This is a genomic window from Sphingobacterium tenebrionis (assembly GCF_037126265.1).
GTDB classification, from domain to species: domain Bacteria; phylum Bacteroidota; class Bacteroidia; order Sphingobacteriales; family Sphingobacteriaceae; genus Sphingobacterium; species Sphingobacterium tenebrionis.
This window is the reverse complement of sequence record NZ_JAYLLN010000035.1, coordinates 1-12,092: the sequence shown is the minus strand read 5'-3', so window position 1 is coordinate 12,092 and position 12,092 is coordinate 1. Positions and strand designations below refer to the sequence as shown.

General features: G+C 40.6%; 11 protein-coding genes. 2 read left to right on the top strand and 9 right to left on the bottom strand.

The genetic code is table 11. From position 1 onward, the window contains the following. Positions 1-161: 161 nt before the first annotated feature. The 8 genes from VJ786_RS13010 to VJ786_RS12975 form a co-directional block, all read right to left on the bottom strand. Positions 162-548 carry a hypothetical protein gene (locus tag VJ786_RS13010; RefSeq protein ID WP_336557845.1) on the bottom strand — a complete coding sequence of 129 codons (387 nt, stop codon included), beginning with the start codon at positions 546-548 and terminating at the stop codon, positions 162-164. A 2-nt stretch (positions 549-550) separates the two neighbouring features. Further along, a complete protein-coding gene (locus tag VJ786_RS13005) occupies positions 551-1,822 on the bottom strand; it encodes a glutamate-5-semialdehyde dehydrogenase (RefSeq protein WP_336557844.1) in 1,272 nt (423 codons plus the stop codon). A gap of 31 nt (positions 1,823-1,853) precedes the next feature. Further along, the gene (proB, locus tag VJ786_RS13000) at positions 1,854-2,897 is read right to left on the bottom strand and encodes a glutamate 5-kinase (protein ID WP_336557843.1); all 1,044 of its coding nucleotides are present in this window, start codon (positions 2,895-2,897) and stop codon (positions 1,854-1,856) included. A gap of 330 nt (positions 2,898-3,227) precedes the next feature. After that, entirely contained in the window at positions 3,228-3,992 is a 765-nt protein-coding gene (locus VJ786_RS12995) for an exodeoxyribonuclease III (RefSeq protein WP_336557842.1), read from the bottom strand. Between the two features lie 24 nt (positions 3,993-4,016). Beyond that, entirely contained in the window at positions 4,017-4,772 is a 756-nt protein-coding gene (locus VJ786_RS12990; protein WP_336557841.1) for a peptidylprolyl isomerase, read from the bottom strand. Positions 4,773-4,805: 33 nt separating this feature from the next. Continuing rightward, positions 4,806-5,153 carry a hypothetical protein gene (locus VJ786_RS12985; RefSeq protein WP_336557840.1) on the bottom strand — a complete coding sequence of 116 codons (348 nt, stop codon included), beginning with the start codon at positions 5,151-5,153 and terminating at the stop codon, positions 4,806-4,808. Between the two features lie 102 nt (positions 5,154-5,255). Beyond that, positions 5,256-5,690: a low molecular weight protein-tyrosine-phosphatase gene (locus VJ786_RS12980; RefSeq protein WP_099367793.1), complete on the bottom strand. Its 435-nt coding sequence runs from the start codon at positions 5,688-5,690 to the stop codon at positions 5,256-5,258. A 238-nt stretch (positions 5,691-5,928) separates the two neighbouring features. Further along, entirely contained in the window at positions 5,929-7,473 is a 1,545-nt protein-coding gene (locus VJ786_RS12975) for a Do family serine endopeptidase (RefSeq protein WP_099367794.1), read from the bottom strand. 199 nt (positions 7,474-7,672) lie between these two features. Here VJ786_RS12975 and dapF point away from each other — a divergent pair, with 199 nt between their 5' ends. Then, entirely contained in the window at positions 7,673-8,464 is a 792-nt protein-coding gene (gene dapF / locus VJ786_RS12970; protein WP_336557839.1) for a diaminopimelate epimerase, read from the top strand. A 76-nt stretch (positions 8,465-8,540) separates the two neighbouring features. Continuing rightward, positions 8,541-11,423 carry a DEAD/DEAH box helicase gene (locus VJ786_RS12965; protein ID WP_336557838.1) on the top strand — a complete coding sequence of 961 codons (2,883 nt, stop codon included), beginning with the start codon at positions 8,541-8,543 and terminating at the stop codon, positions 11,421-11,423. Between the two features lie 94 nt (positions 11,424-11,517). Here the strand turns inward: VJ786_RS12965 and VJ786_RS12960 are convergent, their stop codons facing one another. Then, positions 11,518-11,988, bottom strand: a complete 471-nt coding sequence (locus VJ786_RS12960; protein ID WP_336557837.1) for a sugar phosphate isomerase/epimerase family protein — start codon at positions 11,986-11,988, stop codon at positions 11,518-11,520. Between the last annotated feature and the right edge of the window lie 104 nt (positions 11,989-12,092).

Below are 12,092 nucleotides of genomic sequence, written 5' to 3'. Positions count from 1 at the left end.
TTTGACAGTATATTGATAAAAAAATTATTCAAACTCTTTCTAATTGTAAAATAATTGGCTTAATTGAATAATATTCATTCAAAATTTTAGAGAACTATGAAACCCAAACCAAAAAAATAACCTCGATTCCTCGAGGTTATTCCAATCGGTGTTAAAACAACTTATTTCAATCGATTCTCGATAAGGCTTAAATAATTATAATCATCAAATGAAAAAGCTCCCGACTTTTTCATGTTCAATTCGAATAAAAATTTTGATTTTTTCAAGAGATACTGATCATCAGACATCAAACCATCATACATTAATAGCTGCGCAAGGGGTCTAATCTGTTCGATCTCCAAGCCAGCAACAAAATCCGTTAAGGATTTAAGGTCATTTTCTATAAAAAATGCCCTATCCTTATTAAAAAAATGCAAATATCCTTCTTGGTTGAACTCATCTGTCGTTAAGATTTGCAATTGCTCATTCTTTTCTACCAATAAGCGTAAAAATTTACCCATCTCATTGATCCAATTCAGGATCGTATCCTTTTCATATCGTATTCCCATAATTATCTAATTTGTCCATCTCCATTAATAAACCATTTTTCACATACTAGTTTTTCCAGTGCAAATGGTCCCCTAGCATGCAGCTTCTGCGTAGAAATGCCAATTTCTGCCCCTAAACCGAACACTCCTCCATCGGTAAATCTCGTGGAAGCGTTGGCATATACTGCTGCTGCATCGACCATCTTCATAAATGTCGCAATATTTTTGGGATTTTGGGAGACAATGCATTCCGAATGCTTGGAAGAATAATGTGCAATATGGTCTAATGCCTCTTCAAGCCCATTCACTACTTTCATGGAACAGATCAGATCAAGAAATTCTCGACCAAAATCGTCTTCCGTGGCTCTTCCTAGGTGCTGGTAGGCAAAGGATTGCCAAACTGGATAGGATATTTCATCTGCCAGTACTTCGACCTTCGCGCTTTCAAATTTTGGAACCAAGCGTTCCAGTAAGCCATTCAAGACGAGCGCATCGACTAAAATGGTATCCAGGGCATTGCATACGGAAGGCCTTGAGATTTTGGCATTGGCAATGATATTGGCAGCCATGTTCAGATCAGCTGTTTTATCCACGTAGGTATGGCATACGCCTGCTCCGGTTTCAATCACAGGGACCTTAGCATGCTCCCTTACATAATTGATAAGACTTTGCGACCCTCTTGGGATAATCAGATCGACATAGAAACGAGCATGCAACAGCTCATCCACATGTTCTCGCTCTACGGGAAGCAATTGAACAAGATGGGGATTACAACCAACAGAGACCAGAACCTCCTTAAGGATTTCAACCAAACAGGAATTACTGTACCAAGCATCTGAGCCTCCTCGCAATAAACAGACATTCGCAGACCTCAAACAAAGACTGGCCACATCAATGGTCACATTTGGCCTGGACTCATAGATGACCGCGATGACCCCAAGGGCAACTGTTTCTTTACGGATCAACAATCCATTCGGAAGCTCCCTTTCCAAGAGCAGCTGACCTGTTGGATCCTCCAATTCCGACACTTCCAAAACGCTACTTGCCATCTGTTCTATTCTGGCCTCATCCAATAATAACCTATCGCGCTTTGGATCTTTATCATCCAATTTTACCAAGTCCTTCTGATTTTCCTGGATGATCCGCTGCTTGTTTATTAAAAGACTTGAAGCAATTTTTTTCAAAACCTCTTGTCTATCGGCATTTGACATGCTGGCCATGGTGCATTTAGCTTGCCTAGCCTGTTCCAGTTCCGCTTGTATTCCTACTTTATCTTCTTTTTCTAAGTTTTTCATCTTTCTTCTTTTTGACATAAACTTTTGCTGCCTATAACAGGACGATATCGTCTGCATGAGCAATTTCCAGATTCCGAAGTCCCTCCCTTGATTTCAATCCATGCATCAGGCTAACAGAATCAATTCTGGATTTTCCGACCGCATGTACCACCTGCTGTTCATCCATAATCTGAAAAACTTCCCCTACTACAAAATCCTGAACAACCTTCTTAATCCCAACAGCCAATAAACTTTTCCTTTTCAGGATCGCTTCAATAGCGCCATCATCTACCTGAATCAAACCCGAAATCAAACTCCCACTTGCCAACCATTTTTTCTTGGAGGATAATTGTTTTTTCTGGGGCAAGCATACTGTACCGTTTTCGCCTCGAACGGCCTTAAGCAGCCCATTCTCCGATTCCATGGAAAAAATAACCACTTCAATTCCCATCTGCGTAGCCATTCGGGAAAAGTTCAGTTTGGATACCATACCACCCAAACCGACATCAGAAACTCCCTTGCTCGGCAGAGCCAAAATCGAACGATCAATCTTATCAATCTGCGGGATAACCTCTCCCCTTTCATTCAGAACCCCTGGTACGGAAGTGCTGAAAAGCAGTTTCTCTGCCCCAAATCCTACTGCGATAAGGGTAGCCAATTCATCATTGTCGGAGAATTTCAATTCCTTATTGCTCACCACATCGTTTTCGTTGGCGATGGGGATGACATTGTTTTTCCATAGGGTTTCGTAGGTACTTTTCAATTGCAGGAATTGACTGCGATTGGAAAAATGATGTCTTTCGCATAGACTCTGTGCCAAAGCTATTTTATAAGGACGAAAAAAGGAGGCATAGGTCATGACCAATAAGGGGTTTCCAATGGCTGCTGCGGCTTTCCGCTGCGACAAAGCGCCGGTATATTTCGGAATAAATCGTTTGCCGGCAGCAACCGCACCCGAAGAAACTAAAACAATATTATAGGTTGATTGAAGTTGCGCACATTGTCGGGCAATCTCCAACACGATCCGATCATCCACCTCACCTTGATTGGTAATGGAAGCCGAACCAAATTTTATGACTAAAATTGGCTTTTTCATGAATAAAATTTAGGGTTGATTTTTAGAAAAGCATAGCTTAACCAGCAGATTGCTGCTTATAGGTTCTCCAGAGATTGATAAAAACAATACAAGAGAGCAGCAGCGAGCTGGGGACAAGAAAATCAGAAAATGAAAAACCTTCACCTCCTTTATACTGGGCGTATAATTGGAAGCCTGATAGCAGCAGCAGAAATACGGCTAACCCTAAGCAAATCAGGATGAAGGATTTGTTCATAAAAACTAATTTAACGAGAAAAATCCTTAAAAACAAAAAAACAGACCCTGAGGTCTGTTTAAATATCTTTTGGATTCCGCTCTTCGGGAATATGATTAAGCCAATACCAATTCCACCGGGCAATGGTCGGAATGAACCGCAGATGGAAGGATTCTAGAAGAAACGATATTATCTTTTAGGCCATTGGAGACCATATTGTAATCGATGCGCCAGCCCAGGTTTTTACCTCTGGCTCCCGCACGATAAGACCACCAGGTATAGTGATGCGGATCAGGATTCAGGTGCCTGAAGGAATCTATATATCCCGAATTGATAAAGTTTTCCATCCATTCCCTTTCGGCAGGAAGGAAGCCCGAACTATTGGCATTGGATTTTGGATTGTGAATATCGATGGCGCGGTGACAGATATTAAAATCACCACAAACCACCAAGTTTGGTTTCTCTTTCAATAGATCGTTCGAATACATCTGAAAATCATCCAGGAATTTATATTTAAAATCCTGTCTTACATCTCCAGTAGTCCCTGATGGGAAATAAACACTCATCACGGATGCTTTATCAAAATCGGCACGGATCACTCTTCCCTCAAAATCATAATCTTCATGTCCACAGCCATATTCAATATGCTTAGGCGTTATTTTGGTGAAAATGGCCGTTCCACTATAGCCTTTTTTCTGCGCTGGATACCAGTAATGTTCATAGCCCATTTCCTCCAATAATACGACCTCTGGAACCTGATCAGGGCTTGCTTTGATCTCCTGTATACAGATGACATCAGGATTTTCGAGTTTTAACCATTCCAACCAGCCTTTTTTAAGCGCTGCGCGGATACCGTTTACATTATAGGTTAATATCTTCATTTTACGGAAGTTTATATCTCTATTTTAAGGAAGTTTATAAGGTCCTTTGGAGCCGAATAATTTTCTGAACAAGCCTTTTTTAGGTGGCAATCCCAGTAATTCGCGCTCTAGATCCTGAGCTTCTCTTTTGTTCAGCACGCGCATTGCAAAACGAACATCATCCAAAGGACGATCATTACTATCGGTTTTAACGATAGCCACCTTGTCGACCATATCTACACCACGCAATAATTCACCAAAAACAGTATAGTTTCCATCCAGATGTGGCGTACCACCAATGGTGGAATAGGTCTGGCGTTGTAAAGGCGTAAGTTTTACCCCCTTTAATCTAAATTTTTCCAAGGAGTCCAAGGCTGTTTGTGAAAATACGCGTCCCTGAACCAGATAAAACTGAGATGCTGCGGATTCTTTGGCTGGATTGTTATCCCTCGCCGCACCAATGGTTCCTTTTTTATGGATCAATTCTGGTTGGATTTCTGCAGGGATCTTATAATCTGGTCCACCTTCGCCCAGTTTTTGTCTGCTGGCTGCGTAACGGGAATCCGGATCTCCACCTTGAATCATGAAGTTGTTGATCACCCTGTGAAACATGAGAGAATCATAATATCCCTCCCTAACCAATTTCACAAAATTGTCCCGATGTTTTCGGGTCTCATTATAGAGTTTTAAAAGCGCATCGCCTTTATTGGTCTTGATTTCCACATAATAAAATTGAGGCGTTTGTGCCTGCGCAAAGGAAATCCCTAAGAATAATGCGCATAAAAACAGTAATCTCTTCATATATTTTTTGGATAATATTTTGCTTTTCTTTTGTTAGATAATGTTTTGTTCTTCAAAATAGTCGATAACCAAGGATTTGATGATCATCTCTTGTTCCATGAGGGTATAATTTGGAATGGGTTTTATCAATTTCCAATGCGGCCAACCTTGTTCATCTGATCCTTCCAGTTCATAAAATCCCAAACTACTGAACAAACGGCAATTGGCGATATGCATCAATTCCTCTTTTTCTCTTTTTGAAAAGGCTTGAGGTCCCTTTCCCAATTCCTGCACCCCGATCAAAAAAAGCATGATCTTGATATCTGGCGTATCCATTTCAAATCGATCAGCAATGACTTGCTGAAGGTGTTTCCATTTGGTATTTATTTCTGCTGCTTGCATTTGAAATCATTTTGTAAATAGTCTTTTGCTGATGTCAATTCGCTTTTAGACCTTTTGCTGATGTTAATTCGCTTATAGACCTTTAGCTAATGTTAAATCGAATTATCGCCATTCAGCAACCAGCTGTTGGCAACGTTTTTCGATCAGGTCAAAAACCGGCTTGAACATATTGGAATCATAATAGGGATCCGGAACGATGTCATTATCCAAAAATAGAGTGACTTTATCTCTATGCTCCTGGTTTTCAGTCTGGGCAATAACATCTTTATAGTTCTGTCTGTCCATCACTAAAATACGGTCATAGGCTTCGAATAGATCAGGGATGAAGAACTGCGCACGTTGCATGGAAATATCGATGCCATGGTCTTTTGCAACCTGTACCGATCTTTTATCGGGGGCATGTCCAATATGCCAATCACCTGTACCAGCAGAATCAATTTCCCAATCCAAGCCCGCCTCTTTTACCTTATGTTCTAAAATCCCATGTGCCAATGGAGAACGACAAATATTGCCCAGGCACACCATTAAAATTCTCATGGTTTCAAAGATAGTAAATTAGATGATAGATGTTAGATGATAGATTATAGATATTAGATGTTAGATATTAGATATTAGCTGTTATAAAAAAACCGTCATTGCGAGGAACGAAGCAATCTTTACACTAATCGAAAGATTGCTTCGTTCCTCGCAATGACGGAATCTCGTTCCTCGCAATGACGGGAAAGGTCTATCGTCTATTATCTATCGCCTATAATCTAACGCCTATAATCTATTCCTAATATTTCAAAGGAACATTAAATTCAACAGAGCTTCCTCGTTCAGGAACTCCTTTTATCCTTACGATATTTCGCTGTGTACTACCTAATGCAGATTCCACATCATCCACATTATTTACGGCTTTTCCGTTAATATGGGTGATAACCAATCCTCTTTCCACACCGAAGTATTCGAAGATACCTCCGCTATGTACTTGAGAAACAACTACACCGGAATTAATACCCAATTCTTTCTTAACTTGTGCATTTGCAGGGACAAAGCTAGCTCCCAACTTGTTGAAGATTTCAGTTGCTGATGCACTAGACTCTTCATCCTGTGATTTAGACTTATTTGCCTCTTCGCCTTTTAAAGTAATCGTAACATCTTTTTCTTTACCATCACGCTTGTAGGTCAATTTAACTTTATCGCCTGGACGCAATCTTGCTACATGCTCTTGTAGATCTGGAGATCCATAGATGGTTTTTCCTTCAACTTTGGTCAAAATATCACCAGATTTGATGCCTGCAGCTTCCGCCGCTCCACCTTTCACCACATCGCTTACATAAAGCCCATTCAGATCATCAATTCCGTACTGCTTTCTCACATCAGCATTCATCTCACTGAATGTTACCCCAATATATCCACGCTTAACACTTCCGAATTCTTTGAAGTCATCTACGATCTTCTTGGTTAGATTGATTGGGATAGCAAATCCATATCCTGCATAAGTTCCTGTTGGCGAAGCAATCGCTGAATTGATACCGATCAATTCACCGCGCGCATTGACCAATGCACCGCCACTATTACCTTTATTGATAACCGCATCTGTCTGTAAAAAGGATTCTACTGCAGTATTGATAATCTGCTCTTGTTGTCCTTGTCCATATCGACGCTGTGGTTGCTGCGATTCTCCCAAAATACCGATCTGACGACCTTTTGCTGAAATGATACCAGCAGTTACTGTAGATTGTAATCCAAGCGGATACCCTACTGCTAACACCCATTCTCCGATCTGTACATTATCTGAATTACCCAATTTAACCATTGGTAATCCTGTTGCATTAACCTTGATCAAAGCCAAATCAAAATTCGGATCACGACCGATTACTTTGGCCTCATAGGATCTTTTATCCGTTAATACCACTTCAATTTTATCTGCTTCTTCTACCACGTGGTTATTTGTCACGATATATCCATCAGGAGAGATGATCACGCCAGAACCTGAGGCTGTCATCGGGCGACCCTGGCCACGTCTTTGCTGAGGAACTCCGAAGAATTCTTCAAACATATCGAATGGCGAACCACCGCCACCTCCTGAGTTACGGCTTGATACCGTTACTTGAATATGCACTACGCCAGGCGATACAGCAGCTGCTGCCTGGGTAAAATCTGGATTTCCAGTTGAGGACATGATTTCCTCCCCCGGATTATTTGCGTAATATACTTTCTGACGCTCTTCGAACGTCATGCCGTCCATTTGTTTCTTTTCAAGAAGCTTGAAACCCCCTACAGCTACAGCTCCTCCAACAATGGCCGCCAATAATGTTGCTCCTATCTTTTTCATATACTATTGTTGATTTATCTATTTTTGTTATAATTTCATTTTCGTTAAGTCAAATGTAATACCATTACAATTCTCTTAATTGGTTTTGTCAGTTAAAAAATGTTAATGGAAGCAATGTATGTCAACCATTTAACATGATTTAACAAAAACTGGGTTTATTGTAACAAGAATATTAAATTTACAGCACATTTTCAACCTTATGGCACAACAAATTTCATTTTATAAATACCAAGGTGCTGGCAACGATTTCATCTTAATCGACAACAGAAACTTAATTTTCGATGCTAAAAACCAAGATTTGATCGAAAAACTTTGCGATCGACGTTTTGGAATCGGCGGAGATGGTCTTATGCTGCTTCAAAACACAAATAATTATGATTTCCAAATGCTTTACTTCAATGCAGACGGAAAAGAAGGGAGTATGTGTGGCAATGGAGGACGTTGTTTGGTAGCCTTTGCCAGAGATCTGGGAGTTGCGGGATCTAATACTGTCTTTTTGGCAGTAGATGGAAAACATGATGCCAGTATTGACGGTAATCAGGTGAATTTGGGAATGATTGATGTCCATGACCATCATAAGGATGGTGAAGCTTTTGTGATGAATACCGGTTCTCCACATTATGTTCAGTTTACCGAAAACCTACAAGAGAAGAATGTTTTTCAAGAAGGGTATGCCATCAGAAACAATGAAACCTACAAAACTGAAGGCATCAATGTTAATTTTATTGAAAAAGAAGAAAACGGTTATTTTGTCCGCACATTTGAGCGTGGTGTAGAAGATGAAACCTATGCTTGTGGTACAGGTGCTGTTGCTTCAGCCATGTCGGTTGCCCTTCAATCTGGGGAAGATGGCGATTTTAACATCCCTATCCGTGTTTTAGGAGGACAATTATACATCTCCTTCCACAAAGAAGGCAATAGCTTCAGTCAGGTTTATTTATCTGGGCCAGCGGAACAAGTCTTTCAGGGAAAAATAGATATTTCACAATAATTTAATCTGCTATTTGGAGGCGAAAAAGCGCGAATAACTGTATATTAGTAGCTTTTTCGAGAAGGAACGATCCATCATGCAGCAGACAGACACTTCTTTACCCTATCGCTTGGTTTATTCTTTGGGAAAACACCCTTACCTGGGCTACCTCATCGAACCACATATCGTGTATCTAAATCAAAATGGATCTTATTCCTTATCCTATAAACGGGTTTTTAGTAACACGGTGGATGAATATGCCAAGGCAATAGATGAAGTGGATGCAAAATTGATCCAACTCTGCGATGAAATGGAGCAGACCCAGATCATCAAAAGATTTCATAAAAAAGCCATCCGTCCAATCACCTATTTCAGCAAGATTTTCGACCAGCAGATCTATGATTCCATTCGCCCGAAGATTGAAAAGGGATTGTTGGCCATCCTTAAAATAATTGGTGATAAACCGTTATTTTTAATGAGCAAAGATGGGTATCCGGCCGAACAAGAACTTAAATTAGCTGAAAAACCAACATCCATCCTCTTTCATTTTAGAAGAAATGAAACAGAGACTCGCTATTTTCCAACTTTAAAATATGATGGTTTCCGAATGGAATTCATGTTCAAGAACGCCGAAGTCATTGTCAATCAACAGGCTTGGTTATTATTGGACAACACCTTATATCATTTTGATGAAGAGCTAGAAGGCAAAAAACTAACGCCATTTTTAAATAAACGCTTTATTTCCATCCCTAGGAATACCGAAAGAAGGTATTTCGAAACATTTGTCACTTCCCTGATCGAGAAGCATCATGTTTATGCCGAAGGGTTTGATATTATCGTGTATAAGGAAAACGCGAAACCCCAATTAAGGATCATACATTCGCCAGAACAGGAAACCCAACTCCAATTAAACTTCCAATATGGCGATTTTACTTTCCCCGCAGGGGGTCAGCATGCTGTAACCGTAAAATATGTCTATAACCGGGAACTGGATAAACACCAATTTTATCGTATCAAAAGATCCATGGCATGGGAGGAAAACCGATCGAAATATCTTTCAGATTTGGGATTAGAAAAGGTAGACCCTCTATTTGGTACTTATGCTACCAGCAGCAATGCCCTAGGTATACGGATGTCGGCCATTGAATGGGTCAATGAACATTTGACCGAACTCCAGGAAAAAGGATTTGAGGTTATTCAATCAGAAAGTGACAAGCGGTTCTTGATCGGGAAAACTAGTATCAGCATTGAAATTGAGGAAAAGAATGACTGGTTTGATATTAAAGCGGTTGTCCGATTTGGGGATTATGAAATCCCTTTCATGCAACTGCGGCAACATATCCTCCAAAAAATCCAGGAATTTGAGTTGCCAAATGGCGAAATAGCAATCATTCCGCAGGAATGGTTCTCCCAATACGAACATCTCTTCCAGTTTTCTGCTCATAAGGAAGAATTGCGATTGAACAAAACGCATATTGGTCTTTTGAATGAGATTAGTGAGCATACGCAGGTAAGTCTTCAGCGGAAGCTCAATAAACTCGGTGAATTTGATGAAATTGTTGATCAGGCTGCACCAGCATATTTTAAAGGAGAATTGAGGCCATACCAGAAGGCTGGTTATAATTGGTTTCATTTCTTGGATGAATACCGTTTTGGTGGTTTGTTGGCAGATGATATGGGCTTGGGAAAAACGGTGCAGACCCTAGCGATGTTGCAGAAGCAGAAAGAAGCCAATGTGGGTACCGACCTTCCTAAAACATCCCTCTTGATTGTTCCTACCTCATTGATTTTCAATTGGCAAAAGGAAGCGGAGAAATTTGTTCCCAAACTGAGGGTATTGTTACATACCGGAGGGACTCGGAGTCGAGATAGCTTTGCATTTTCACATTTTGATCTTGTGATAAGTACCTATGGCATTGCGCGGATCGATGAGGAACTTTTTAGCAATTATTATTTCAACTACATCATCCTGGATGAAAGTCAAAACATAAAAAACCCAAGGTCTAAGTCTTTTACTGCGATCAAGCATTTTAAAGGCCGAAATAAATTGGCACTGAGTGGAACACCGATCGAGAATTCGGTAGCAGATATCTGGTCTCAGATGCATTTCGTCAATCCAGGTCTATTGGGAAGCTTTTCCTATTTTCAGAATGAATTCGTGCTGGCGATTGAGAAAAAGAAGGATGAGGCCAAAGCGAAAAAATTGCAGGCTATTATCAAGCCTTTTGTTTTGAGGAGGACCAAAGCGCAGGTAGCAACGGAATTGCCCCCAAAATCCGAACAGATCTTTTATTGCAGTATGACCGAGGAACAACAGGAATACTATGAAACGGTAAAATCGGAATATAGAAATGCGTTATTGGATGGGGCGTTTTCGGGAAAAGCTTCACAGATCGCGTTGTTGCAGGGCTTGACCAAATTAAGGCAATTAGCAAACCATCCACTGATGATCGATGCGAATTATAAAGATGGTTCCGGAAAATTTGATGCCGCTATTGAAACCATGGAATCCATTCTGAAGGAAGGTAATAAGGTGTTGATATTTTCACAGTTTGTGAAGCATCTTCAGATTTTCAGGGATTATTTTGATAGGAATAAGATAAAATATGCTTATTTGGATGGGGGGACGAGTGATCGAAATGAGGCGGTTCGGAAATTTAAAGAGCAGGATGATGTTCAGGTTTTCTTGATTTCCATTAAAGCTGGTGGAACGGGGTTGAATTTAACGGAGGCGGATTATGTGTTTATTTTAGATCCATGGTGGAATCCAGCTGTAGAACAGCAGGCTATTGATCGTAGCCATAGGATCGGCCAGAAAAAGAATGTGTTTATTTATAAATTTATAGCGAAGGATAGTATTGAGGAAAAGATACTGGCTTTGCAGGGCATGAAGAAATATTTAGCGACCTCGTTGATAAATACGGAGGAATCTTTTGTGAAATCCCTTACAAAAGAGGATATCAATGAGTTGTTTAGATAGGCTTTGCACAACCGCGTCATTGCGAGGAACGAAGCAATCTTTCTACTAAACGAAAGATTGCTTCGTCGTACCTCCTCGCAATGACGCAGAATCCTTATCTCCCCAATAACCCTACAGCCTTCCTGAAATTCTCCGCGCTCACCTTCACATCATTCATATTGTTTTTCCAGTTATACTCATACTCCGCAGAAATCATCCCCTTAAAACCCTGTCTCTTCAATTCAGCTTGGACAGCCTCCATACCCAGCTTTCCCGTTCCCCAATGCACATCATGCGCTTTCTTACTCCCAAACTCATTCAAATCCTTAAAATGCAGATGAAAAATCTTCCCTTCCAACTTCTTCAAAGACGCTATCGGATCCAAACCCGACCGCATCCAATGCCCCACATCTGCAGCCGCACCAATTCTTGCACTCTTACCCTCAATAGCTTTCAGAATCACATCCGGATTCCAATAATGCGAAGGCTCCGGATGATTATGGATCGCCAGCTTAATATCATACTTATCACAAAGCTTCGACAAAAAATCCAATTGCTTTTCCCCAGGCTCGCTATTGAGGATCAAGCTGAATCCTTGGGGGGGAATACTAAAAATTTCTTAGTTTAGCATCTTTAAAACAGTTATCCCTTGCAAGAAGCCGAACGTAAATTACTATCCTTGTTGATGCC

Excerpts from the sequence above, each read along its gene's own strand:
- VJ786_RS13010 (WP_336557845.1), bottom strand. The coding sequence starts at position 548 with ATGGGAATACGATATGAAAAGGATACGATCCTGAATTGGATCAATGAG.
- VJ786_RS13005 (WP_336557844.1), bottom strand. The coding sequence starts at position 1,822 with ATGAAAAACTTAGAAAAAGAAGATAAAGTAGGAATACAAGCGGAACTG.
- proB (WP_336557843.1), bottom strand. The coding sequence starts at position 2,897 with ATGAAAAAGCCAATTTTAGTCATAAAATTTGGTTCGGCTTCCATTACC.
- VJ786_RS12995 (WP_336557842.1), bottom strand. The coding sequence starts at position 3,992 with ATGAAGATATTAACCTATAATGTAAACGGTATCCGCGCAGCGCTTAAA.
- VJ786_RS12990 (WP_336557841.1), bottom strand. The coding sequence starts at position 4,772 with ATGAAGAGATTACTGTTTTTATGCGCATTATTCTTAGGGATTTCCTTT.
- VJ786_RS12985 (WP_336557840.1), bottom strand. The coding sequence starts at position 5,153 with ATGCAAGCAGCAGAAATAAATACCAAATGGAAACACCTTCAGCAAGTC.
- VJ786_RS12980 (WP_099367793.1), bottom strand. The coding sequence starts at position 5,690 with ATGAGAATTTTAATGGTGTGCCTGGGCAATATTTGTCGTTCTCCATTG.
- VJ786_RS12975 (WP_099367794.1), bottom strand. The coding sequence starts at position 7,473 with ATGAAAAAGATAGGAGCAACATTATTGGCGGCCATTGTTGGAGGAGCT.
- dapF (WP_336557839.1), top strand. The coding sequence starts at position 7,673 with ATGGCACAACAAATTTCATTTTATAAATACCAAGGTGCTGGCAACGAT.
- VJ786_RS12965 (WP_336557838.1), top strand. The coding sequence starts at position 8,541 with ATGCAGCAGACAGACACTTCTTTACCCTATCGCTTGGTTTATTCTTTG.